Genomic DNA, 24,362 nt, shown 5'->3' with positions numbered 1-24,362 from the left:
AGATGAATGATACTTATAACTTCCGTATATGTCAATTTAACTAATTTTAACACTTTAATTCGCTGTATGCAACCCTAAATAATTCAAGCGCACAGTTTTTCATATGACTATAATGATGTCCAATCTCAGACACGAGCTGTTTGAAAAGTTATTCAAATTTTTCTATCAGTACTTCTTGACGAAGAGCCATAAAAAAGAACTGCTCCATCAAAAGCAGTTCTTCATAATATTAGACAAATTATTGTGGAACAACATTAGTCGCTTGAGGTCCTCGACGGCCTTGTTCAACATCGTAACTAACTTTTTGCCCTTCCTCAAGACTCTTAAAACCGTCAGTTTTAATTGCTGAAAAGTGTACGAATACATCTTTACCATCTGAACCAGTGATAAACCCAAAGCCCTTATCAGCATTAAACCATTTTACAGTACCAGTTTGCATATATATCCTCCTAGGAATCAAACCAAAGTAACCAAATTGAATTAACATCTAAGAAAATAATAGATAGCAAAGATGAATGATACTTATAACTTCCGTATATGTCAATTTAACTAACTTTAACACTTTAATTCGCTGTATGCAACCCTAAATAATTCAAGCGCACAGTTTTTCATATGACTATAATGATGTCCAATCGGAGTTGCTCAGTGTGATAAATAATTGGGTAAGTTCCTCAAAAGAGTTACAGTTACTGGTGGATGACTATTTGTTAACGGTTAACTACAGGTCGGTAATTGAAAATGATCTTGTCAATTATACACAAGGCATTGAATCGTATTTTAGAAATGAACGTCTTACTTTGAGGGATAAAATAAACAAATTTATTGAGGAATTGCCTGAATCCTATAGAGAACTATTATCTGAACACGTTGGAAATACAGATGATTGGATTGGAAAGCTTGTAAGCACAAGGGTATTCCTAACACACGGAGATAGAGAAAATATGGCGGTATCTAATCCTTATAAGTTAGTGCAGATGACAAAAATATTCGGCTTTATGGTTAGAATATTTATTTTACAAAAATTAGGGATAACCATTGATAAACCAAAGATACTTAATAAATTTAAGAATGTTTTAACTACTCATTACTATTAAGTAACACGAACTTACTGTAAATTAGGTTTAATAAAGATCAGAATGTTTAAAATAGCACCCAGCCAAAATAGCTGAGTGCCGTACACCATAAATTTCACATATTAACTCTAATTACTTCACCATTTTTGAACGTGAACTCCATGTAGCGTTAAAAGATGGTGATTTTTCGTGATATAAAGAGGTGTAAAATAACAATAGAGATTAGTATTCATTCGATGAGGTGACGCACCATGCAAAAATACATTAAAGTGATAATAATGACTGTCGTGATTTTAGCCTTGACGGTTGGTGGGCAAGTTGCACCATTGGCCGTCGCTGATTAGCTAAACCTTTCGGAGAACGCCGCCATAATTACTATGACGATTACTTATCCGATCATTGTGATTGGTGGTGGCTACCTGCTGAATCGCTTCTTGTTTCACTAGCGACTCCCCCTGATTATAAAGTGGCACTTTCAATGGTGGCCGATTGCTTACGCGATTTTGGCGGACGTTTTGATTTATCTAGTATCTTGGGTAGTACGAACTGGTTTCCATTCATCAGTGACAACAATGAATGATTGGTGGTTACAGTTAACCTTCACGGTGATCAGCGCGCCTTTAGTTGAGGAATATACCTTTCGTGGTTACATCTTTGGTGTCTTAGATAATATTTTCAACCAAACGGCTACAATTTGGATAACGTCTTTTATCTTCAGCCTGATTCACCTCTCTTCACTGGGCAAGGCCGCTTGGTATAATGCTGTCTTTCTGGTGGTCGCTTATACCGCAATGGGAATGTTCTTTACCTTAGTCGCTGTTGCAGCACAGAGTATGTGGGCAAGTTTTACTGCGCATGTAGTAAATAACTTATTAATTTACCGGTTCATCATTTGAAGAAAAAACGACACCTAGCCAGAATAGCTAAGTTCCACATATCCTTAGTATTACATATTAATTGTTCGTCGATTAATTCGTACTCGCTGTTGTTAAAATTCATTAAAAAAACTCCGTTCCGGATCTCTCCCGAAACGAAGGCAAAGGACAAAAAGAGCCACTGGTAGTGTGCAAAACAGTCCAAAACTTGTTCGTTTCGGGACTGCAGCAAACCTTCCAGTGGCTGGTTGCAGTAAAAGTATTCAGTTGAATGCGCATGCTGGAACACCGTTAGCTTGACGATGCATGCTGAATTAAATAGACAAAATTCACGTTCGCCGAATTAATATTGAGAAGCGCGTATGTAAACGGTATACTTAAATGGTGAATGGATTTATTATTTTTAATTCACAATCAGTATATTGGAAAAGAAAATATGAACTCGGACAGTTTGGGACAAAATCGCCCCTTTTTTGGTCCGAAAGTTGAGCGTGATTGATATGGAATTTTCTGATTTTTTTGACATGCTATGGACTTATTTAGGTGACCCTGATGAGAGTAAAGATAATAAAGGTCGCCCTAAATTCTTTTGTCACCTAATAGATTTGATTATTCGTACTCCACAGACTGATGTGGAAGATAAAAAAGCAGAATTAAAGCAATTAGAAGACGAAAATAAAAATTATCAGAAGAAGAAAAAACTACAACAAGACAAAAAAGATCAGCGAGATGCTTTAAATGCAACTGTTAATAATGAATTATCAGAAGTACAGCATTCTTTGAACACTAAAATGGCTAGCTTAAACGAGCAGGTCTGCGGATCTAATTCATTTCAACCTCCACGAATTGAATTAAAACCAAAAGAATACAATTTTGAAACGATTAATGACCAAGGTACAGGTACATCATTCAAAGGATTAATTATTTTTGATCAAGCTTGTCTTGACTTAACACGTTTACCATTCTTTGTTCATGATTCACTACTATTTTCAAATATTGAGATTGATCGTAGAAATAGAATTGTTGAGATGTATGCTCAAGAAACTAAGCAGATATTTATTTCAATTGATAGTATTGAAGTATTATCAGAAAAAGCACAAGAGATTATTAGAGAGAATACGGTTCTGACACTTGAACGTGGTGGTAAAAAACTGTTTGGGAGATCATGGAATGAGCAAGCAACCAAATAACCTAAAAATTAAATACAAGATTAGCTACAAAAAATTGTGGAAATTGTTGATTGATAGGGGATTACAGAAAAAAGATTTACAAACTAAATGCGATGTTAGCGCTGCTTCCGTTGCTAAGTTAGGAAAAGATGCTAATGTTACTACAGATCTTTTGATGAAAATATGCACTGGCTTAGATTGCAACCTTAATGACATTTGCAAAACTGTACCAATTAACGAAGAATAGGAGAAATTTCATGCAAACGGATAATGAAAAATACAATGAAACTGTACAGCCGAACGCTGCTTTCTTAAATGAACTTAAAGCAAAGCTGCCAGAATTCTTTACCAAGGAAGGATCTTTTGATTTAGATAAGTTTAGGAACCAACTAAAAGATAAAAATGTTAATGAGCTGAGTGAGGGCTATCAGCTAGATTTCATTGGTAAAGATTATGCGCGTCGTAAGGCTGGTGAAATGCCAAGTACCGTTATTGTTCCTGATGAGAAACAGAATCAGGGTGAAGGTAAAGACAGTAAGAACCTGTTCTTTACCGGGGATAATTTGGAAGTTTTACGCCATTTGCAGAATAATTATCAGAACAAGATTGACGTTATTTATATCGATCCACCATACAACACTGGTAGTGATGGTTTCGTATATCCTGATTCTTTTGAATACTCTGATGATAAATTAAAGGATATGTTTGAATTGAATGATGATCAGGTAGAACGTTTGAAGAGTATTCAGGGTAAGTCTAGTCATTCAGCTTGGTTGACTTTTATGTATCCAAGGTTAGCAATGGCTAAGAAATTGTTGGCAAAAGATGGAGTGATTTTTATTTCTATCGACGATAATGAAATGGCAGATTTAAAAATTATGATGGATGAATTGTATGGCGAGAAACAATTAATTGGTAATATCGCGTGGGAATCAAAAACAAAGTCACAGAATACAGCAACGTCATATGATAAATTACAGCCTAAAGTTGAATATATTCTAGCATATAGTAAATATGGTCATAGTCATTTCCATTTAAATATCAAAGGAAGAAAAAAATATCCATTTCATGATGAAAAGGGGGCTTATCGAAATTATACTTTAGAAACTATGGCTTCTGATGGTGTTAGAGGTAGGACCTCGATGATTTTTCCTATAAAAGGGATTATGCCTCCTAGTGGACAACAATGGAAGTTAGGAAAAGAAAAAATACAAATGTATGATTTAAGGAAAGATATTGAGCTAAAAAATGGAAAAATTATCTTGAAAATAAGGCCCAACGATGAAAACTCTCTAAAAACTGAACCTTTTTGGGCTTTTTATCCAAAAGATATTGGAACGGCTGAATCTGGTAAAAAGATTTTAAATCAGTTAATGGGAGTTAGAGAGACATTTGACACAGTAAAGCCAACTGGGCTAATCCAAAGCCTTTTATTTCACTCATCACAAAAAAATTCGATAGTTATGGACTTCTTTGCCGGTTCTTCCACAACCGCCGATGCTGTAATAAAACTTAATGCAGAAGATGGTGGTTCTCGTAAATTCATTATGGTTCAGCTTCCTGAAAGAACCTACTACACTAATAAGGATGGTAAAGAAGTACCGACTAAAGGTGGGAAAGCTGCTTATGATGCTGGATTTAAATCTATTGATGAAATTTCACGTGAACGCATCCGCCGAGCCGCTGGAAAGATTAAAAAAGATAGCGAATTAAGTCTTACTCAAGATTTTGATGGAAGTTTTAAACATTATCGAGTAGTAAAGCCAGTTAAACAAACGCTTGAAGAGATTGATGACTTTGATCCAAATAATACTAATTTATTCACTAATATGGTGGATGGATTTTCTAGTCATGCCTTGGCCGTTGATGGGGATGCTACAGGTGAAGAAACCATTCTAGCAACTTGGTTAGCTAAAGATGGCTATTCATTTGATGCTGATGTTGAAGAAATTAAATTTAGTAATTATACTGCTTACAAAGTTGAAGACAATCGTCTGTACTTAATTAATGAAGGTTGGAGAGCAGAGCAAACTAAAGAGCTGTTAAATAAACTTGGAACTTACCAATTAGAAATACAGTCTGTTGTACTATTTGGTTATTCATTTAATGTAGCTGAACTACGTGAACTTGAAAATGGTTTGAAGCAATTAGACAGTAAAGTAACTTTAATCAAGAGGTACTAAGCCATGAAGATTAAATTAGAAACTTTACAACACCAAACCGCTGCCCTGGCAGCCATTGATAAAGCTTTTCCTGGTATGGACACGATGTCCAGTGATCCTAATGCTAATTACATTTATGCCAACCCTTTAATTAAATATCGTTATAACGATAAAGCTAATATCGATATCAAGATGGAAACAGGTACTGGCAAGACCTATGTCTATACCAGAATGATGTATGATCTTCATCAAAAATATGGCTTATTTAAATTTGTGATTGCGGTGCCGAGCCCTAGCATTAAGGAGGGTACCCGTAGCTTTATTACCAGTGATTATGCTAAACAGCACTTTAGTGAATTCTACGAAAATACCCGGGTTCAATTAAACGTTATTAATGCGGGTGATTTTAGTGCACGTTCAGGACGACGAAACTTTCCTGCGCAATTATCAGAATTTGTCGAAGCTACGCGGCAAAATGCGAACCAAATTGAAGTCTTGTTGGTTAATCAGGGAATGCTGCACTCTAAGTCGATGCACCGTGATGACTATGATCAAACTTTACTAGGTGGTGAGACATCACCAATTAAAGCGATTGCAGCTACTCGACCAGTCGTTATTATTGACGAACCGCAACGTTTTCCACGTGGTAAAAAGTTTTATGAAGATATTGAAGCAATGAAGCCACAATTAATTGTGCGTTTCGGTGCTACTTTCCCAGAAACTACCACTGGTCGGGGCAAGAACAAAATCACTAAGATTGATTATTACCGTGGTGAACCACAGTTTAATCTGGATGCGGTGGATAGTTTTAACCAAGGATTAGTTAAAGGTATTGATATTGACTATCCAGATATGCCAGAAGAACAAGCCAATAACTTGTATAAGGTTAAGCAGGCTAAGGCAAAAGAGTTGATTCTTGCTAAGGGTAAGAAGGAATACTCTTTAAGCGTTGGTGAAAATCTCGCTGATATTGATCCTGGCTTTGAAGGAAACATTACTTATGCTGGTGGGACTGATCGTGAGTTATCTAATGGACTAGCCTTATCAAAAAATATGAAGCTAATTCCGGGAACTTTTGCTCAAAATTATCAGGATGAAATCATCTCGCAAGCGTTGAATTGTCACTTTAAGGCCGAAGAAGAGAACTTCTTACGCTTAAATTCAGGGGATAATGCTCCAAAAATTAAAACTTTGTCCTTATTCTTCATCGACAGCATTTCCAGTTTTCGTGGCGAAAATAATAGCAAGGGTTGGTTAGCCCAGCACTTTGAGAATCTGTTAGCCAAGAAATTGAAAAAGTTAATTAACCGTTATGAGATGGCAATTGACGATCGTGAAAAAGAGTATTGCTCGTTCTTGCGAGCTACTCTGAAAAGTCTCCAGTCAGAACATCAGGATGTTTATGCCGGTTACTTCAGTGAAGATCGAGGCAGTTCTGATGCCGACATTCAGGCTGAAGTTGAAGATATCCTAAGTAATAAGGAAAAACTGCTCAGCTTTAAGGATAAAGATGGTAACTGGTTAACCCGCCGTTTTCTGTTTTCTAAATGGACGCTGCGTGAAGGTTGGGACAATCCGAATGTCTTTACTATCGCTAAGCTACGAACTTCTGGTTCAGAGATTAGTAAGATTCAAGAAGTTGGTCGTGGTTTGCGGTTGCCAGTTGATGAAACAGGTCACCGCCTGAATCAGGATGAGTGGCAGAGTCGATTGTCTTTCTTAATTGGTTATGATGAACGAGATTTTGCTCAAAAGTTAGTGGGTGAAATTAATGATGATTCACCAATTAAGCTAAACCAAGATGAATTGACTAAAGATATGATTAAGTTGATCGTTAAGGTCAAACGACAAACCAACCCACAATTTAATGAAAATCAGTTACTTTATGACTTAGATGAACATAACGTCATCACTCGTTCTAACCAGTTTAAACAATACGTTGACATAGATGGTAAAAAAATGTCGGGTTATGACGCCCTATGCTATCTTTACCCAGAGCTAGAGCAACAAACCAAAGTTGCAAAAGGTAAAATCCGGGATAAAAATTCCAAAGATACTACAAAGATTAAGTTACGAAAACAAAATTGGCAACAGCTAAAGGATCTGTGGCTTCAATTAGCTAAACGACAAATGATCAAATTTGATCCGTCAGTGAACAAGGATGCTGAAACGGTTGCTCGGAACGTATTTAACGATAGCGATAATAAGATTTTTGTTTTGCAATGTCCGCAAATGGTTCATCAAGAGGTTGATACTACTAGCGGTAATGCTATTGTCAAAGAGACGCAAGCGGATTATAGTACTGAATATTTAACTATGAAATATGGTAAGTTTCTCAAAATTTTGGCTAAGCAAACGGACTTGTCAGTTAACTTGTTGAACAACCTAATGATTAAAGCAATTAAGAGGTTAAGGAACAATACCAACTATATCAATGAAAAGACACTGGGAAACTTAATACAAACATTTAACAATCAATTTAACGAACGAATCAAAACTTCTTATAGTTATGAACCTTTGAAGTTTTCAGCCTCTACCTCGATTTACAATGCCAAGAAACATGAATTTGTAGATTCGATTCCTGCTAGTGTTCTGGGCGTATATCAGTCAAATTCGACTTCTGATGAAAAATACTTGTATGATCGACCACCACTGCGTTATGACAGTGCGGATCCAGAATTAAAAATTTTGCAGCGCTCATATGGACCTAAGATCAGTGTCTTTGGCAAGCTACCAAAGAAAGCAATCAAAATTCCACGTTTCGATAACGGGACGACGACACCGGACTTTATTTTTAAGATTGAGCATGGTAGTAAGCCGATCTATTTGGTGATTGAAACTAAAGCTGAAAACATGCGTTTAGGTGATGAAGAAATCCGGATTATTCAACAAAAGTACTTTGATCATTTAAAGGAATCTGGGGTTTACTATCAGATGGCTACTAGTGAGCAAGAAGTACATGATTTGATCAATAAATTGGAGAATGGGGAGTTGAACTAAAATGTTGTCGCTAATCGAATTAGCTAAAGAAGGAAAGTTAGAGAAAACTGGTGCCAAGCCCAAGTTACCGATTAAGGTTGATGGGGTTAGCTCTGAAACGCTGGATGTTTACAAGATTCCACTAGAATATGTCTATTACAATGACAAAAATGGTCGGATTGCAACCGGTATTTCACAGTATCAGGATGAATTGCATCCAGCCAATGATCAAGAAGATCCACAATATAACAATTTTGTTGCTAAATTAATCGAACAAGACAATTCATCAGCCTTGAAGCGGACAGAAAAATCTATTCAAGAGTCTGGTCAGCAAGTTTATGGGTATGTACTGGATGACGGACGGATTGTAGATGGAAATCGTCGCTATACGGCATTACGTAATATTCGTCAATCTACTGGTAGGACAGTATATTTTGAAGCTGTTGTTTTGCCGTTTTCATATGACAATACTACTGAACGAGCCAAGATTAAAAAACTAGAATTAGCTATTCAGATGGGCGTTGAAGAGCGCCAAGATTATGATTCGGTTGATCTAGCTGTGGATATTTACCAAACTACTAGCAGTGACGATCCGATTATGACACAGGCCGACTACGCAGCGGATTCTCATATGCGCCCCACTGAAGTGAAAAAATATTATGATGGTGCAGTATATATGAAGAAGTTCCTGGAGTTTATTGGTGCTCCAAAGAATAATTTCAATATTATTAAGGAAAGTAAAGTGTGGTCACTTTTCTATGAAATGGGTCAATCGTTATCTAAGAATTTTGGCGACGATCCTGAATCTCAAGTTCGCAAGAATGAAACGATGAATTCATATTTTGGCGTTATTCTTTATCAAATTCATGTTGGCGTTATTGGTAATACAGCCAGGACTCATATTCGTGAATACGGTAAAAATATCGTTAATAGTGTTGACAATGAAGATTTCAATGATGATGTAGCTGACATGATTGATGATCTTTCAGAATCACTTCAGGACAAGGAAATTCACACTACCTCTGATCTGATGCAGAGTTTGACGGATGAAAACGAAACCGTTGAAGAGCTTGGTGATACCTTTGACACCTATATGCGAAATGCCCGTAATAGTGAGTCTGTAGATAAGTTCATCCGCAATATAAAGCAGAATGTGAAGTACTACCACGACTTAAATGAAGATGGTGGCCTGATTGGGAGTCTTCGTTACAACGAGGTTAGTGAAGATCAACTAAAGGAACTGCAGAAATATATGCGTGACCTAAACCAATTTAGTAAGGAGTTATTCAGCAAGTATGGGGATGAAATCAGATAATCCAATCATTATCAAGAATGATGACGGCTTGTTTCAGCTGGTATAAGGAGTTATTCAGCAAGTATGGGGATGAAATCAGATAATCCAATCATTATCAAGAATGATGACGGCTTGTTTCAGCTGGTAGATGATGATCACCATACACTGGAAACCAAGGTTGCCCAACGCGGATTAGATATCTTTGCTCCATATTTTAAGGATCCTGAGCAACGTAATTTTAAGGATCCTGAGCAACGTAATTTTAAGGAAGACTTGACTTATGTTCAGTTGCTGGAGCTAGTCAAAAAGCTTAATCGTCGACTACAACGAAAAGGATTACCAGAAGTCCAAACTAGTAGCAAATTCGATCGGTTTGTGCAGCAACGCCAATACTACATCAAAGAGCAAAGCCAGGCGGGGTTAACAATTAAAGACGGTGATCCTCGTTGGCAGCAAGAGTTTGACAATTTTAGGGCGATTGTCAGTCAAGAATTTACCCGGTCATTAAAGCCTGAACAAGAAAAGGCCAGCTTCTTCATGACTATCATGAAGCGAGCTGCTAACTTTTCGGTGCCAGGTGCTGGCAAAACTGCTATGATGTATGGCACTTTTGCTTACTTATCTAGTCCTAGAGTTAATGAAGTTGATAAGCTGTTAGTCGTTTCTCCATTGAATGCTTTTGCTGCATGGCGGACAGAATTCCAGGAGGTTTTTGGGTCAAAGCGTGAACTTCATTATCTCAATATGCGGGACAAAAAGTACAACAATAATGTCGGAGCCGTTAAGCATGATTGGATTAAGTCAGATGTGATCACGATCAACTACGAAGCCTTGCAGAGCAAATTAAATATCATCAATGACTTGTTGGACTCGAAAACGATGCTGGTTTTTGATGAGGTTCACCGGGTTAAAGGCGTCGGTGGCCAGCGAGCTAAAGCTGCTCTCAGTCTCAGTAGGGCACCACATTATCGATATGTGTTAACTGGAACACCGATTCCCAATGGCTTTAGAGATATTTATAATTTCTTGCATTTAATGTATCCTGATGAATACTCTTCATTCTTTGCCTGGGATCTGACTACTCTTAATAATATTGATCCAGAAGATGTTAATAAGAAGTTATCACCATTTTTCTGGCGGACCAACAAGCAGGATCTTCAGGTTCCTAAACCGGATCCAGATATTATTAAAGAAGTAGCTCCATCAAAAAATCAGGAGCTGCTGGCACAGGCAATTTATGAAAATGAAAACGGAACATTGGCGACCTTTATCAGGTTACTTCAGGCTTCGACAAACCCGGAGTTGCTGAGCACTAACATCAACTATAAAGAACTAGGACTGGTAGATGCTGATTCTGGAGTGTGGGATAAACAGACGGCCACGGTTGAAAAAGAGAATTCCAGTAGCGGAGAAGCTTATAAGAAATATGATTTAACTAAGATAGAGGCGCCTAAGTTTGAAATGGGCATTGATCTGATTGATAAGCTGGTCAGTCAAGGCAAAAAGGTCCTGGTGTGGGGGATGTTTGTCGGTACTATGCAAAAGATTACTGATACTCTTAATGGCATGGGCATTAAAACTACCTTGGTTTATGGAGCGACACCAAAACAGGATCGAGAAGGAATGATTAATAATTTCCGGACCGGTGATGCACAAGTACTGGTATCGAATCCTAACACTTTAGGGGAATCCATTTCGTTGCATCAAACTGTACACGACGCGGTTTACTTCGAATACAACTTTAATTTGACCTTCATGTTGCAGTCCCGAGATCGGATTAACCGTCTGGGACTACCAGCAAATCAATACACAAGGTACTACTATTTGATGACCAAGGGCGATGTTGCACATATGGGCTTTATCGACAGGATAGTTTACAAGAAACTAAAAGATAAAGAAAAAGTGATGCTGGATGCAATCGATGGTCAGCTGCTTGTTCCTGAATATACTGACGATTACTTGCAGGAAGTTAAGGACATTGTGATGGGGAGGTATAAGTGATGGAAACTATACAACTAATAAAAGATATAATACTCAACGAACTCCAAGATAGAGTGAAATATATTTTAAGCTTTAAAAATAAGTTAGAAATATTAGAGGAAAACGATATACAGCAAGGGGTTACTGTAGCTAGGGCATTACAAAGTTTTATTAATGCTGAGGATAAAGAAGTAACCAAAACAAGGTACGACCGTTTGATGAAGAGCAACAATTATTTATTAAATTACAAGGGCTTTATTCTGGAGTTCCGACAATTTAACGGTCAAATTACTAAAAGAAACCTGCATAGTTTTATTTTTGAAATAACATCAGCTCATGAGTCAACAGTACTTAATGCATTATTTCCAAATGGAAATGTGCAGTTTAAGGATCTGTAATTTGCCACTAGTAATCACTGATGGTAAAATATGAATGTAGACAAAAAAGCGAGCCGCTTTAAAGGCGGTGGCTTAGTTACTTTTTATCTAATAAAAGATTGTCCGCAACTGGCCAAAGTTATGTGACGATCTTTTATTATGCACAGAATGTGAAAATAAAGGTTAGTAATGCAACGATGAAAGTCGCAAATGCTAACGCTAGCATGAGTGTCTGGTAGACGCTAACGGGCCGTAATCCTTTCTGAAGAATAGCTCATTGGAACTACCTCATCTCGAGGGAACAGACACCGCCCATAAAACTTCTCGCAAAGGTGATTATGTCATAATTGGATGATTGCTTTGATATTTATAGTTCAGGTTTCCGCAAACGTTTGTCTACTAACCATTGTGGATCTTCTGTTACCACAGATGGCTATATAATTTTGATCAGCTAATCATCTACACAATCTAGATCTATTAGCATTTTTGAGTCGTGTAGATATATGTGCTACTATTTCGTAGACATTCCCTATTGCGACAGGGCGCAATTTGTACCTAATGTGCAATTGCCAGACACGGGTCACTGCATGTTGAAGCTGTAACTGTTCTTACAAAGAAGTAGAAAATGATTATTAAACCACTAATTTCTGAAGATGAAGCAAAAGAAACAAGTCGACTTTTTCAAAAATGTTGGCAAAATACATATAAAGATATATTGCCAGATGTATTTTTAGATAATATTCCTGAAAATGCATGGGTTAAACGGTTGAATGAAAGTGGCCGTCACAATTTAATTTTTATTGATGATGACAATAAAATTCGTGCTGCGTTGAGCTATGGTCGCCCGCGTGATACTCGCATGCTAGGGTGCGGCGAATTAATGGCTTTATATGTTGAACCAGATTTCCAAGGCTTTAATATCGGAAAAACTTTGCTTAATGCTGCCGAAAATGAATTGAAAAAGATGGGTTACGGCAAGATCTATCTGTGGTGCATTGATGGAGATGAAAATGCACGACAATTTTTTGAACATTTTGGCTGGGTTAATAATGCTACCGAAAAGTTTGTGGAAATTGCTGGAAAAGAATACAAGTACTTGCTATATCAAAAGAATTTGCATGATTAAAAATTATTTGAGATGCAGTTATGTTCTAAATTGGACATAACTGCATTTTTTTGCAAAAAAGACTTGCGCTTTTATCTCACTTTAGTATAATAGTATCTGTTCGGCTATGGAGGATTACCCAAGTGGCTTAAGGGGACGGTTTTGAAAACCGTTAGGCGGTTCTGCCGCGCGTGGGTTCAAATCCCACATCCTCCTCTGATTGGTCCATTGGAGGTCCATTGGAGCAGTGGTTTATCTCGCCTCCCTGTCACGGAGGAGATCGTGGGTTCAAATCCCACATGGACCGTTTATGGCGGAATTGGTGAAGGGGTTAACACACTGGTTTGTGGATCCAGCATGCGTGGGTTCGAATCCCACATTCCGCCCCATAATGGAGGATTAGCTCAGCTGGGAGAGCATCTGCCTTACAAGCAGGAGGTCACAGGTTCGAGCCCTGTATCCTCCATATTTTTTTACTCTTATTATCGCTGATAATAGGAGTTTTTGTTTTTTAAAGGGAAAATTGAATGAATAAAAAACAAATTACAATGGTTACGATTGCCCTGATGCTTGGGAATGTAATGTCAGGACTTGATGGAACAATTATTAATACTGCAATTCCGACAATTGTGGCAGCTTTGCATGGGATTCAGTTTATGGGCTGGATTGTGGCGATTTTCTTATTAGGGATGTCGATTTCGATCCCAATTTGGACTAAGATTGGTGAGAAAATCACTAATAAAAAGGCCTTTGAAATTTCTCTAGTATTATTTGTGCTTGGAGCTGCTTTGCAGGGAATGGCACCAAATATCATCTTTTTCTTGTGTTCTAGATTCATTATGGGGATCGGCGCAGGTGGCATGGGATCTCTTCCTTACATTATTGCCGGTTACGTTTTTAAAAATATTAAAACTAGAACCAAGGTCCTTGGCTACTTGACTGCTAGCTGGAATGGTGCTGCAATTTTAGGACCATTAGTTGGTGGTTGGCTGATCGATGCCTTTTCTTGGCACTGGGTCTTCTATATTAATATTCCAATTGGTTTGATAGCATTAATCATTTGCCTTATCTACTACAAGCCTGTTACACCAGAAAAAACACCAGTCTTCGATATTCCTGGTGCTGGTTTGTTAGTTATTGGCTTGCTTTTATTCTTGATGGGTGTTCAATTAGTTGGCTTAACTGCTAATTGGATTGTGATTAGTTTGATTATCATCAGTCTAGTATTTATTGTTCTCTTCTTTATTCGAGAGAATCATGCAGCTAATCCAATCATCCCAGTATCTTTGTTTAAAAATAAAGATTTAGATGGTGACTTTCTTTTATTTGCCTTTACTTGGGGTGCATTCATTGCAGTTAACACCTACATGCCAATGTGGGCTCAAGCATTGCTTGGTTTATCTGCACTTTTAGGTGGGATGACTTTGATTCCTAATTCAATCGTGGAAATCATAGCCTCTCAAAGTGTAGCGGCTATTCAAGAGCACATGAGTACATTTAAATTAGCCTTAATCGGAATCATTGCAATGATGATTTCATCAGCTGGTTTATTTTTAGCAGATATCCATACACCGGTACAGATGCTGACCTTTATCGGTGCATTTTCAGGAATCGGTGTTGGCTTTATCTTCGTTGCTATGCAATTGAAGGTTCAACTTGATGCTGGATTGAAAAATATGGCTACGGCTACTTCAACTTCATATTTGATTAGAATTTTGGCTCAAACCGTCATGGCAGCTGTGTACGGCGTAATTATGAACTTGAACTTGGCAAGCGGCGTTCATACATATAAGGGCATTACGATGGCAATGATGAACAAGTTAAGTGATGCAAAAAGTGCCAAATTATTGCCTCAGGAATTGGTACCAACAATGAGAACAATTTTCCATGCGGGGATTAAAGAGATTATGTTGGTATCGTTAATTTTGTTAATCATCGCTTTTGTGTTGAATTTCTACTTTAACTTTGGTAAAAAGCGTAAGAAACTACAATAATAAGACATTAAAGCATAATGTGTTTTTCCGCATAATTAATTAAATCTTCTAGTGGAGTAGCATAATCTTGCTTCACCCACCAGATTAAAAGCATGTAAATTCCGCCGGATTGGTAGGCAATTGCATAATCTGGCAAATTTAAGTCAGGGTGGTAGACACTAAGCAGCTTTTTTAAGTAGCGAGTTTGAAAGTTTAATAGACTCCCTTCAAAGCCAGCGTCTAATAAGATTTTCATGACCTTGGGATTTCCTTTGAAAAAAGTTAGGTAAGCTACTAACTGCTTGGTCAATGTTTTTAATTTGTGTTCATTGATATCGACAATGAATTTTTTATATTGATTAGCCAAAAATAGCGTTAATACATCATTTTTTTGGCTATAGTTACGATAAAAAGAAGTTCGAGAAACATGAGCTTTACGCGTAATTTCTGCAATGGAAATTTCTGCGTAAGGCTTTTTTGTAATAAAGAAAATAAAGCTTTTTCTATATGTTGCTGCGTGTGCAGGCTTTTCATATTCATAAAAAATCATCCTTTGATTAGTTTTAATTTGGCAAATGATATCGCTTACACTATTATTATAGCTGCAAATGGTTACAGGTGTAACGATTATTTGAAAGAAGTGGCAGTTATGCATTATAGCAATGGTAATTATGAAGCATTTGTAAAGGCTGAAAAGCCAAAAGACGTTGATTAAAAATCTGCATATATTGTTGGATCAGGCTTAGCTGCTCTTGCCAGCGCTGTATTTTTGATCCGTGATGGTCAAATGAAGGGTGAGCATATTCACATCCTTGAAGAATTGGGCTTACCTGGTGGCTCAATGGATGGTATTTATAATAAAGAAAAGGAAAGCTATATCATTCGTGGTGGACGTGAAATGGAACCACATTTTGAATGCTTGTGGGATTTGTTTAGATCAATTCCTTCAACTGAGCACGAAGGCGAATATATCTTGGATGAATTCTATCGCTTGAATAGAAGAGACCCAAGTTACGCTAAGACCCGTGTCATTGTTAATCGTGGTCAAGCTTTGCCAACTGATGGTCAACTTTTGTTAACACCAAAGGCCGTTAAGGAAATTGTCGATCTTTGCTTGACTCCAGAAAAGGACTTGCAAAACAAGAAGATTAATGAGGTCTTTACTAAAGAATTCTTTGAATCAAACTTCTGGCTGTATTGGTCAACGATGTTTGCCTTTGAACCATGGGCCAGTGCAATGGAAATGCGTCGCTACTTGATGCGGTTCGTACAACACGTAGCAACGCTTAAGAACTTGTCATCACTACGCTTTACTAAGTACAACCAATATGAATCATTGATTTTGCCAATGGTTAAGTACTTGAAGGATCATGGCGTACAATTCCACTACAACACGATTGTGGATAATGTCTTTGTCAACCGTTCAAATGGTGAAAAAGTTGCTAAGCAAATTATCTTAACCGAAAATGGCGAAAAGAAGAGCATTGACTTAACGCCAAATGATTTGGTCTTTGTTACTAACGGTTCAATTACTGAAAGCACAACTTATGGTGACAATACGCATCCTGCTCCAGCAGAGTATGAATTAGGTGCTAGCTGGCAATTATGGAAGAACCTTGCGGCTCAAGATGAAGACTTTGGTCATCCAGAAGTCTTTTGCCATGATATTCCAAAGGCCAACTGGAGAATGTCAGCTACGATTACCTTCAAGAATGATGATATTGTGCCATTCATTGAAGCAGTTAACAAGAAGGACCCACACAGCGGTTCAATTGTTACTAGTGGTCCTACTACAATTAAGGATTCTAACTGGTTATTGGGTTACTCAATCAGTCGTCAACCACACTTTAAGGCTCAAAAACCAAATGAATTGATTGTTTGGCTTTATGGTTTGTTCTCAGACACTAAAGGCAATTATATTCAAAAGACTATGCCTCTGATTGTTCAGGGATGGAAATGTGTGAAGAGTGGCTCTACCACATGGGTGTTCCAGAAGGAAAAATCCCTGAAATGGCTGCAGCTGCTACAACTATTCCAGCACATATGCCATACATTACCTCTTACTTCATGCCTAGAGCATTAGGCGATAGACCAAAGGTTGTGCCAGATCATTCTAAGAACTTGGCCTTTATCGGTAACTTTGCGGAAACTCCAAGAGACACCGTCTTTACTACTGAATATTCAGTTAGAACCGCCATGGAAGCTGTTTACACCTTGCTTGATATTGATCGTGGCGTGCCAGAAGTCTTTGCTTCTGCCTTCGATGTCAGAATGTTGATGAATGCAATGTACTACTTGAACGATCAAAAGAAGCTTGAGGATCTTGATGTATCAATGCCCGAAAAGTTGGCAATTAAGGGTATTCTTAAGAAGGTCAAGGGCACTTATATTGAAGAATTAATGAAGAAATATAAGTTGATTTAGATAATTGGATAAAAACAGAGCAACTGTCGTGCCATGCGGCAGTTTTTCTGTTATTATGGCTCTTTGTCAAATCCTGTTGATAATGAGTAAATGAAGAGAATCAGACAACCATTAAAAGGCTGTTTGGTTCTTTTTCTTTGTACAGATCTTCTTCCAAACGAATTCTGGTTAAGAGATTGGTAAAATTGGAATAGCCAAAAGCTGTTCGTTCGATTTGTTTGATTTTGCGATTGAAGCCTTCAAGACAGCCGTTAGAATAAGGTAGAGCTGCTCCGTTAAGCACAGCTGTTAGATTGTATTTAAAAGTTAGCAGCGTCTTATGCATTAGGGTTCCAATTTGATCTTGGCAGTTGATTAACGATTTGAGCTCATGCGTATTGCCAGTTTCAACGGCTTGAATAAATCTTTGCATCAGGTTATATGAATTCTCTAAAGTAGTATTGGCACTGATGCCTTCTGTAACTACTTGTGCTTGAGTTAAGCAGTCTTTGTAATGCCAGTTGTAGCGAGGATGAACTTTTTCAAGCTCATCAAACTTCTTCAAGTATAATTTCCAGGGAGATTTGAGCAGCTGATACTGTCTGGATCTTTTATCAAAGGTCTTCATGACTTGGACTCTCAGTGAGTTGAAAGAACGCGTAAGCATTTGAATCATATGAAAACGATCGATGACAATCTGAGCGTTAGGAAAACAAGCTCTGACGATATCTTGATAGTAAAAATTAAGATCCATCGTGACCGTCTTAACGTTAGCTCTAGCTTGGGGCGAGAAACGACCAAAATACTTAAGCAGCGTCTTCTTGTAGCGAGTTCTAAGAATCTGCACGACTTGATGACTATCGCCGTCTAAGCAGATAAAGTGCAGCTGACGATCAACGCCTTTGAATTCATCGAAAGCCAAATGAGCTGGCAGATACTCATAGCTGTCAAGGAAACGGTGAGAGCAGCTGCCTAAAACTCTTTGAACCGTGTTGACAGAAACATTGTTTTCTCTGGCAATGCTGGTCATCGAACGATCTTCAGTTAACGCAGACAAAATTTTTAGCTTAGAGGCATTAGAAATAGAACAGTACTTGCTTGCCAATTCTGATTGGGCCATTGACCAGCGACTGCAATCACGGCATCTAACTCGCTGCTTAGCCAGTCTAATAGTTACTGGATGGCTGGCATTAGCTGTTAAATAGCGAATGTTGGTAATCAGATGTCCATTATGCAGGAGAGCCAAGGAGCCACAGTAAGGACAAGCAGGCTGAATCAATTCTGCTTCATAGATTTTGTGCTTTTTCATCTGGACCATTTTGTAGAAATAGTCTTTGAAAACAATATTTTTTTCTTTAATATCAAGATCAAATTTAATACAATTATTAAAAGAGGACATAGAAACACACCTTTATTTATAAAATGTTTAGTAGGATAGATTTTTTATTACAGGGGACTATGTCCTCCTTTTTTATGCAATAAAAAACCTGTTAACAGCTTATCATATTGATAAGTCATCAACAGGAAAAATTATAGAGCCTGAATATGATAATGCCAATACTTAAAGAAGCGCCTTAACTTAAATTAGGGCGCTTCTTATTTACACATATAATTAATGAACAAAACAAACTACAATTACATCTCTTCATTAATTATTCTGGCAACTTCTCTTGCTTTCTTCAATTTAAGCGTTTCAAACTGCTCTTTGAATTCATTGTAAGCAATAGAGGATACATTCGCATTATAAAAATCATCGAAGACAACATCTTCTAGTAAAAGTACTTAAGTTATTGGTAAAAGAATTGACTATAACCAATATACGTAGAAAAACAGCATGCATGTCAAATTGTTTTTAGGTGTAGCAAAAAAACTTTTAGCTCTAAAAATTACTAAGTTTTATAACTCTATTGACTTTATCAAAGATGATAATATAATTTAATTATTAAAAAATACTAAAGCGGTGAGAATATGATAGAAATGAAAAATGTTTCATTTGATTATGTAACATTTGAAAAGAACCCTGGCTTAAAAGGTGCATTGAAAGATTTTTTTAGACGAAAAAGCCACAAAAAAAGGGCAATTAATACATTAAATCTAACTATTAAGGATGGTGAAGTAATAGGATTAATTGGACCTAATGGAGCTGGAAAAACAACTTTTGCAAAGTTATTAACTGGAATAATCGAAGCAACTGAGGGCAATATTAAAATAGATAATATTAATCCGGCTTTACATTGCAAATCTTTTTATCAAAACATAGGTGTAATGTTTGGTCAAAAAACACAACTATCGTGGAATTTACCACCTATAGACACGTTTAATATGCTTAGCGCAATTTATGAGCTAACTGATAAAAACTATAAAAACAGATTGAATTACTTAGTAGAAGTATTGAATCTAAAAGATATTATTAAAATACCTGTTCGAAAGTTGTCGTTAGGTCAAAGAGTAAAATGTGAATTATTATGTGCACTCATACATTCTCCTAAATATTTATTTCTTGATGAACCCACGTTAGGGTTAGATATAGAAACTCAGAAAAATATATACGATTTTTTACTTGAAGAGAATAGAATAAACAAAACCACAATTATATTCACATCACATAATTTACGTGATATTGAAGCTATTTCTAAAAGATTACTTATTTTGGTTCAAGGACATAGTCCTGGTTTTGTAAAAACTGCAATGAGTGAAAAATATTACACTACTTTTAAAAATAAAGTTCCTTTTAAGAGATTTGCTTCGCCTACAGAAGTAGCTGATCTAGTTTTATTTTTAACCTCTTCAATGGCAGATTATATTACAGGGGAGAATTTTATTATTGACGGTGGTTTTTCTAATTTATAAATGGAGTAAAATTAATGAGAGTTTTTATAAACGGAATTGGAGTAAGTTCTCCTTTAGGTATGTCAATTAAACAGTTTTCTTCAAACATTTTTTCAGGAGAGTTATTTTGAAAATTAATTAACAAATATAAAACCACTTACAATATTCCTAGTTTTACTGCTTGTGGATTTACAGAAACCACTTCGTTAGAAAGTATAGTTAAACAGGCTTTCTTCAATGCTTGTATTGATGCCAAAATTATAAAAAGAAATGAAGATAAGACCTTAATTTGTTTTGCTACAAGCAACGGATTAGAGGACAATATATTTAAAAGTGAAGACAGTAAATTAATCGATGCTATGTCATGTCACACATTTTTAATCCCTACAGTATCTTCTAAATTTAAAAAGTTTAAAATAACATGTTTTAATACTGCCTGTGCATCAGGTGGTGACGCTATATCATACGCATATAGAGAATTAAAGTACAATCATTATAAGCAAGCTATTGTTATAGGAGCTGATACTTTATCACCTATTACTGCCAGTGGTTTCATGTCTTTAGGAGCTATGAGCTTAAAAGGATGTAAACCATTTACAACTAACCGAGATGGTATGTCTCTAGGTGAAGGTGCTGCTTGTATTGTACTAAGTAGTCAATATACTTCTAATAGTTATTCTGAAATTATCGGAGTAGGGCAGGCAAACGATCATTATCATATTACAGCACCAAATCCTGATGGAACAGCATTGTTTACTGCTATGAATAATGCGATAAGAGAAGCTAACATAAAACCTTCACAAATCAATTATGTTAATGCACATGGAACCGGAACTAAATTAAATGACGTCATGGAATTAAATGCACTTCATAAAGTTTTTAAAGATATTCCCAGCGTAAATTCCTCTAAAGGACAAATAGGACATACTTTAGGTGGTGCAGGTGTCTTTGAGGCAATTATAGTAGCATTAGCAATTCAAAGACATAGACTCCCTCCTAATATAGTAGGACAAAATAAGCTTCTAGAAAATGCTCCATTTATTGTCACTACTAGCAAAACTTCTAATATTAAATTTGCCATAAGTAATTCTATTGGCTTTGGCGGTAATGCTGTTTCAATAGTTATCAAAGATTTGGAGAAATAATAAATGGAAGAAGAAAATATTAGTATTACGAACTTTTTAAAACAAAGATATCCTATGCTTTTAGTTGATAAAGTTGTAGATTACAACGATAAATCCACTAAAACTATAAAATATTTTACTAATTCCGATCCTTTTATGCTAGGACACTTCAAGGATTTTCCTATGTATCCTGCTGTCTTATTAGTTGAATTACTAGCTCAATCCATTAGCTTTTCAATTTATAAAAAATTAGGAACATTGGATAACATATGGTTTTTAAGCATAAACAGATGTCATTATTACGGATACTTTGTTCCTGGTGATGTTGCAAAAGTTACAGTAAATATTCAAAGCATTGACGAAACAGGTATCATTCAATGTAGTGGTTTTATAAAAAATCAACATGATACTAAAATTGTAGAGTGTAAGTTTAATTTAATTAGAAAAAAGATACACTAAAAATGATTAAAAGTATTAAAAAACAAAGCACACAGCTACTAATAGGCTATACAATTTCTGGACTTGGTGATCAATTTTATACTTTTGCAATTCCATTATTGATGTTGACACGCTCACATTCTTCAATAACTATGGGATTATTAACAGCAATGGAGTATTTGCCAACAGCTCTTTTTGGCATAATTATTGGTTCAATCTTTGATATTTTTTTAAGAAAAAATATCATGTTGTATTCATTACTCATGCAATCAATATTAATATTGATTATTCCGCTTATTACTGTATACAAATTTCCAATTTGGCTTATTTTAATAACTATTTTTTTTATTGGTACATTTGATTTAATATCCTGGACAGGCTATCAAATTTTAATATCTGAATCAGTAACTACAGCAGAATTATCCGATGTTTCTGGAAAAATAGGACTAATCTCATCTATTCAAAAAACTGTTGGTCCTGGTATATCTGCTGTAGTAGTAAATTTATTAAATTACTTAGGTGGCTTTATTTTAGACTTCTTAAGTTTTCTATATTTAGCAATAACTGTTAAAAAATTACATATAGAACAACCGACACCTAATTCAAAAAAGAAAAACATAAAAAGAATTTTAAGTGATGGAATAAAATTCTTAATTAATCAACATGAAATAAAGTGGATGGTATTGAGTTTTTTGGCAGCCAACATAGGTTTTCAGTTGATAATTCCCATGTTAACATTCATATTAAAACAGAGAATGCATGTTTCGATAGATAAAATTAGTTTGCTTTTTACTATTTCATCAATAGCTAGTATAATTGGTAATTTTATTTATTTACGTTATGGCAAAAAAATAAAGTTAGGATTACAACTCATAGCTATCGGATTATTAATAACCTTAGGTTTTATTTTGATGTTGGATTTAAAATCTTTCTGGTTATTTCTAATAGGATATGCTATTGTCTCTTTTGGAAGCGTTTGGGCACAAGCTAACTTTTTCACAATAATTCAGTCTAGAACTCCTAATAAATACAAAGGTATGGTTACTTCAACTTCAACTTCTCTTACTAGAATAACTGGACCATTTATTGCAATTCTAAGTGGAATTATAATTAAAGTAAGTTATGAATTGCTTTTTTCATTAGCTATTTTATGTATGCTTTTGTCTATAGGAATAACATTATTAAGTAAGCTATATAAGTTGGATTACTTAAAGTAGCTTATAGTGGCCAAAACGTTAAACATCGCCTTAAATTAAAAGTTTTAAATAAAGATAGTTAATGATTCAAGTTTATTCATGAATCTTAACTTATATTTTTAAAGAGCTTATTTTAAATGATAAGCTCTTTTTGTGTAATATCAATTGGTGCTTCATACACCTATATGATCATAATTTTTTCTATTTACCAATTGGCACAAAATGTTCAATGATTTACTAATTAATCTTAAAAAATATATTTTTAATATCAAAAGCAATCACTGTCAGAAATAGCTTTAAACTTGTTTTTACTAACATTTTGAAGTACTATTACATATGAAAGGCTCCTTACGTATTACGCCTTGAGAAAGGATGACTATACAATGAAATACACTGCAAAAATTACCAAAAAAGGACAAATTACAATTCCGGCTGCAATTCGGAAACAACAGAATTGGACAGACGGTAGTCGTTTAATATTTAAAATTGGTCCTGATAATAATGTAGAGATTCATAAAGAAGTTAACCTATATGAAACAGAATGGGGAGATTACGATTTTAAAAAAGCAGTTGCTAATGATCCAGAATTAAGGATGCCAGATTATAATATCGGACGTGAAGGATGGAATAATGAAGGTTAATAAAAATTTCCCATGTCAAGGTGATATTGTTAAAATTGAAGCCGAACCTCATGCAGGACATGAATGGGGTGGACATAATCCTCAATCTGGCAACAATGAACGTCGAATGCTGGTAGTAAGTGCTACCCCATATAATCAGCAAACCGGTTTCATCGTAGCTATGCCAATTACCACTAGTTCTAAGTATGAACATGATAAGCATTACAAACCAATTCTAATATCAGGTGATAGAAATACTGGGGTAAAAGGTTATGTTTGTTTATATCAAGTTCTTAATTATGACTATGAAGCACGTAACGGACAAATAATGAATCATGTATCCATGCAATATCTTGATCAAATTATTCCATATGTAAAAGCAATTTTTGATTTTAAATGATTTATTAAATGCTTTAAATTATCCATTATGAACTAATATTTCAAGTCTTAAAACAAAAAGAGAAAATATTATTAACTCAACAGAAGAAGAAATCATAAAATATAGAACTAAAATCTGTATTAAGTATAGTAATACTGCTTGGTTAAGAGCAACAAATTATGAACTTTCCTTAGATAACAAATACTGTGGTGAAAAATTATGGGCTCTATGGTATAATCCAAATGCTTTATCTGTTTATTCATTAGTAAGAGAAGACACAATCTCTTCTGAAATTCTTCAGAAATATGTTAAATTAGATGAGCAACTAGACATTGCTTTTACTGAATCTGTTAAAAAAGAACGTCAGATTCTTTAGAAGCAAAAAG

Annotated in this window: 20 protein-coding genes, 4 tRNA genes and 2 pseudogenes; 22 read left to right on the top strand and 4 right to left on the bottom strand. The window is 35.7% G+C overall.

Annotated features, from left to right (window positions below):
- Positions 1–238: 238 nt before the first annotated feature.
- A complete protein-coding gene (locus ICI50_RS08095) occupies positions 239–439 on the bottom strand; it encodes a cold-shock protein (RefSeq protein WP_056941341.1) in 201 nt (66 codons plus the stop codon).
- A gap of 208 nt (positions 440–647) precedes the next feature.
- Here ICI50_RS08095 and ICI50_RS08090 point away from each other — a divergent pair, with 208 nt between their 5' ends.
- From ICI50_RS08090 to ICI50_RS08050, 9 genes are all read left to right on the top strand, one after another.
- Positions 648–1,094: a HEPN domain-containing protein gene (locus ICI50_RS08090; RefSeq protein ID WP_003674720.1), complete on the top strand. Its 447-nt coding sequence runs from the start codon at positions 648–650 to the stop codon at positions 1,092–1,094.
- A 494-nt stretch (positions 1,095–1,588) separates the two neighbouring features.
- Positions 1,589–1,969 (top strand): CPBP family intramembrane glutamic endopeptidase, encoded by a 381-nt coding sequence (locus ICI50_RS08085; RefSeq protein ID WP_054640543.1) that lies wholly within the window; start codon positions 1,589–1,591, stop codon positions 1,967–1,969.
- A gap of 479 nt (positions 1,970–2,448) precedes the next feature.
- Positions 2,449–3,138, top strand: coding sequence for a DUF2326 domain-containing protein (locus tag ICI50_RS08080; RefSeq protein ID WP_188891474.1), 690 nt, complete (start codon positions 2,449–2,451; stop codon positions 3,136–3,138).
- Positions 3,119–3,364 carry a helix-turn-helix domain-containing protein gene (locus ICI50_RS08075; protein ID WP_188891472.1) on the top strand — a complete coding sequence of 82 codons (246 nt, stop codon included), beginning with the start codon at positions 3,119–3,121 and terminating at the stop codon, positions 3,362–3,364. The genes ICI50_RS08080 and ICI50_RS08075 overlap by 20 nt, the downstream gene beginning before the upstream one ends.
- Before the next feature lie 10 nt (positions 3,365–3,374).
- Positions 3,375–5,300, top strand: a complete 1,926-nt coding sequence (locus ICI50_RS08070) for a site-specific DNA-methyltransferase (protein ID WP_188891470.1) — start codon at positions 3,375–3,377, stop codon at positions 5,298–5,300.
- A gap of 3 nt (positions 5,301–5,303) precedes the next feature.
- A complete protein-coding gene (locus tag ICI50_RS08065; RefSeq protein ID WP_188891468.1) occupies positions 5,304–8,279 on the top strand; it encodes a type III restriction-modification system endonuclease in 2,976 nt (991 codons plus the stop codon).
- A gap of 1 nt (position 8,280) precedes the next feature.
- The gene (locus ICI50_RS08060) at positions 8,281–9,573 is read left to right on the top strand and encodes a ParB N-terminal domain-containing protein (RefSeq protein WP_095342388.1); all 1,293 of its coding nucleotides are present in this window, start codon (positions 8,281–8,283) and stop codon (positions 9,571–9,573) included.
- Between the two features lie 63 nt (positions 9,574–9,636).
- The gene (locus ICI50_RS08055; RefSeq protein ID WP_188891466.1) at positions 9,637–11,553 is read left to right on the top strand and encodes an SNF2-related protein; all 1,917 of its coding nucleotides are present in this window, start codon (positions 9,637–9,639) and stop codon (positions 11,551–11,553) included.
- Positions 11,553–11,930 carry a hypothetical protein gene (locus ICI50_RS08050; RefSeq protein WP_013854591.1) on the top strand — a complete coding sequence of 126 codons (378 nt, stop codon included), beginning with the start codon at positions 11,553–11,555 and terminating at the stop codon, positions 11,928–11,930. Before ICI50_RS08055 ends, ICI50_RS08050 begins: the two co-directional genes overlap by 1 nt.
- A 136-nt stretch (positions 11,931–12,066) precedes the next feature.
- Here the strand turns inward: ICI50_RS08050 and ICI50_RS11065 are convergent, their stop codons facing one another.
- Positions 12,067–12,135, bottom strand: coding sequence for a hypothetical protein (locus ICI50_RS11065; protein WP_219349973.1), 69 nt, complete (start codon positions 12,133–12,135; stop codon positions 12,067–12,069).
- Positions 12,136–12,534: 399 nt separating this feature from the next.
- On the opposite strand from ICI50_RS11065, the gene ICI50_RS08045 reads away from it, so the two are divergent.
- The 6 genes from ICI50_RS08045 to ICI50_RS08020 all read left to right on the top strand — a co-directional run bounded on the left by ICI50_RS08045 (position 12,535) and on the right by ICI50_RS08020 (position 15,008).
- Positions 12,535–13,035 carry a GNAT family N-acetyltransferase gene (locus tag ICI50_RS08045; RefSeq protein WP_056941150.1) on the top strand — a complete coding sequence of 167 codons (501 nt, stop codon included), beginning with the start codon at positions 12,535–12,537 and terminating at the stop codon, positions 13,033–13,035.
- 108 nt (positions 13,036–13,143) lie between these two features.
- Positions 13,144–13,230, top strand: a tRNA-Ser gene (locus ICI50_RS08040).
- A gap of 17 nt (positions 13,231–13,247) precedes the next feature.
- Positions 13,248–13,321: transfer RNA gene (locus tag ICI50_RS08035), tRNA-Asp, on the top strand.
- A 6-nt stretch (positions 13,322–13,327) separates the two neighbouring features.
- A tRNA-His gene (locus ICI50_RS08030) sits at positions 13,328–13,403 on the top strand.
- A 4-nt stretch (positions 13,404–13,407) separates the two neighbouring features.
- Positions 13,408–13,480, top strand: a tRNA-Val gene (locus ICI50_RS08025).
- A gap of 61 nt (positions 13,481–13,541) precedes the next feature.
- The gene (locus ICI50_RS08020; RefSeq protein WP_013854590.1) at positions 13,542–15,008 is read left to right on the top strand and encodes an MFS transporter; all 1,467 of its coding nucleotides are present in this window, start codon (positions 13,542–13,544) and stop codon (positions 15,006–15,008) included.
- 7 nt (positions 15,009–15,015) lie between these two features.
- Here ICI50_RS08020 and ICI50_RS08015 read toward each other — a convergent pair.
- Positions 15,016–15,527: pseudogene (locus ICI50_RS08015) on the bottom strand (TetR/AcrR family transcriptional regulator).
- A 109-nt stretch (positions 15,528–15,636) separates the two neighbouring features.
- Here ICI50_RS08015 and ICI50_RS08010 point away from each other — a divergent pair.
- Positions 15,637–17,411: pseudogene (locus tag ICI50_RS08010) on the top strand (oleate hydratase).
- Between the two features lie 100 nt (positions 17,412–17,511).
- Here ICI50_RS08010 and ICI50_RS08005 read toward each other — a convergent pair.
- Positions 17,512–18,789: an ISL3 family transposase gene (locus ICI50_RS08005; RefSeq protein ID WP_188891464.1), complete on the bottom strand. Its 1,278-nt coding sequence runs from the start codon at positions 18,787–18,789 to the stop codon at positions 17,512–17,514.
- 569 nt (positions 18,790–19,358) lie between these two features.
- Here ICI50_RS08005 and ICI50_RS08000 point away from each other — a divergent pair.
- The 6 genes from ICI50_RS08000 to ICI50_RS07975 all read left to right on the top strand — a co-directional run bounded on the left by ICI50_RS08000 (position 19,359) and on the right by ICI50_RS07975 (position 23,997).
- Complete coding sequence (locus ICI50_RS08000) at positions 19,359–20,240, top strand: SDR family oxidoreductase (protein ID WP_188891462.1); 882 nt, start codon at positions 19,359–19,361, stop codon at positions 20,238–20,240.
- A gap of 338 nt (positions 20,241–20,578) precedes the next feature.
- Positions 20,579–21,364 carry a beta-ketoacyl synthase N-terminal-like domain-containing protein gene (locus tag ICI50_RS07995; protein WP_188891461.1) on the top strand — a complete coding sequence of 262 codons (786 nt, stop codon included), beginning with the start codon at positions 20,579–20,581 and terminating at the stop codon, positions 21,362–21,364.
- Positions 21,365–21,367: 3 nt separating this feature from the next.
- A complete protein-coding gene (locus ICI50_RS07990; protein WP_025084327.1) occupies positions 21,368–21,802 on the top strand; it encodes a 3-hydroxyacyl-ACP dehydratase FabZ family protein in 435 nt (144 codons plus the stop codon).
- 2 nt (positions 21,803–21,804) lie between these two features.
- Positions 21,805–22,998, top strand: coding sequence for an MFS transporter (locus tag ICI50_RS07985; RefSeq protein ID WP_244040405.1), 1,194 nt, complete (start codon positions 21,805–21,807; stop codon positions 22,996–22,998).
- A gap of 362 nt (positions 22,999–23,360) precedes the next feature.
- Positions 23,361–23,618 (top strand): AbrB/MazE/SpoVT family DNA-binding domain-containing protein, encoded by a 258-nt coding sequence (locus ICI50_RS07980; protein ID WP_013854558.1) that lies wholly within the window; start codon positions 23,361–23,363, stop codon positions 23,616–23,618.
- Entirely contained in the window at positions 23,608–23,997 is a 390-nt protein-coding gene (locus ICI50_RS07975) for a type II toxin-antitoxin system PemK/MazF family toxin (RefSeq protein WP_013854557.1), read from the top strand. The genes ICI50_RS07980 and ICI50_RS07975 overlap by 11 nt, the downstream gene beginning before the upstream one ends.
- The last annotated feature ends 365 nt before the right edge of the window (positions 23,998–24,362 follow it).

It is taken from the genome of Lactobacillus kefiranofaciens, from assembly GCF_014656585.1.
GTDB classification, from domain to species: domain Bacteria; phylum Bacillota; class Bacilli; order Lactobacillales; family Lactobacillaceae; genus Lactobacillus; species Lactobacillus kefiranofaciens.
Note: the sequence above shows the minus strand (reverse complement) of the source record. Positions and strands in the feature narration are given on the sequence as shown.

Coding starts and splice junctions, on each gene's coding strand:
- ICI50_RS08095 (WP_056941341.1), bottom strand. CDS start 439: ATGCAAACTGGTACTGTAAAATGGTTTAATGCTGATAAGGGCTTTGGG.
- ICI50_RS08005 (WP_188891464.1), bottom strand. CDS start 18,789: ATGTCCTCTTTTAATAATTGTATTAAATTTGATCTTGATATTAAAGAA.
- ICI50_RS08060 (WP_095342388.1), top strand. CDS start 8,281: ATGTTGTCGCTAATCGAATTAGCTAAAGAAGGAAAGTTAGAGAAAACT.
- ICI50_RS08055 (WP_188891466.1), top strand. CDS start 9,637: ATGGGGATGAAATCAGATAATCCAATCATTATCAAGAATGATGACGGC.
- ICI50_RS08065 (WP_188891468.1), top strand. CDS start 5,304: ATGAAGATTAAATTAGAAACTTTACAACACCAAACCGCTGCCCTGGCA.
- ICI50_RS07975 (WP_013854557.1), top strand. CDS start 23,608: ATGAAGGTTAATAAAAATTTCCCATGTCAAGGTGATATTGTTAAAATT.
- ICI50_RS08070 (WP_188891470.1), top strand. CDS start 3,375: ATGCAAACGGATAATGAAAAATACAATGAAACTGTACAGCCGAACGCT.
- ICI50_RS07985 (WP_244040405.1), top strand. CDS start 21,805: ATGATTAAAAGTATTAAAAAACAAAGCACACAGCTACTAATAGGCTAT.
- ICI50_RS08020 (WP_013854590.1), top strand. CDS start 13,542: ATGAATAAAAAACAAATTACAATGGTTACGATTGCCCTGATGCTTGGG.
- ICI50_RS08000 (WP_188891462.1), top strand. CDS start 19,359: ATGATAGAAATGAAAAATGTTTCATTTGATTATGTAACATTTGAAAAG.
- ICI50_RS08080 (WP_188891474.1), top strand. CDS start 2,449: ATGGAATTTTCTGATTTTTTTGACATGCTATGGACTTATTTAGGTGAC.
- ICI50_RS08075 (WP_188891472.1), top strand. CDS start 3,119: ATGAGCAAGCAACCAAATAACCTAAAAATTAAATACAAGATTAGCTAC.
- ICI50_RS07980 (WP_013854558.1), top strand. CDS start 23,361: ATGAAATACACTGCAAAAATTACCAAAAAAGGACAAATTACAATTCCG.
- ICI50_RS08050 (WP_013854591.1), top strand. CDS start 11,553: ATGGAAACTATACAACTAATAAAAGATATAATACTCAACGAACTCCAA.
- ICI50_RS07995 (WP_188891461.1), top strand. CDS start 20,579: ATGTCATGTCACACATTTTTAATCCCTACAGTATCTTCTAAATTTAAA.
- ICI50_RS07990 (WP_025084327.1), top strand. CDS start 21,368: ATGGAAGAAGAAAATATTAGTATTACGAACTTTTTAAAACAAAGATAT.
- ICI50_RS08045 (WP_056941150.1), top strand. CDS start 12,535: ATGATTATTAAACCACTAATTTCTGAAGATGAAGCAAAAGAAACAAGT.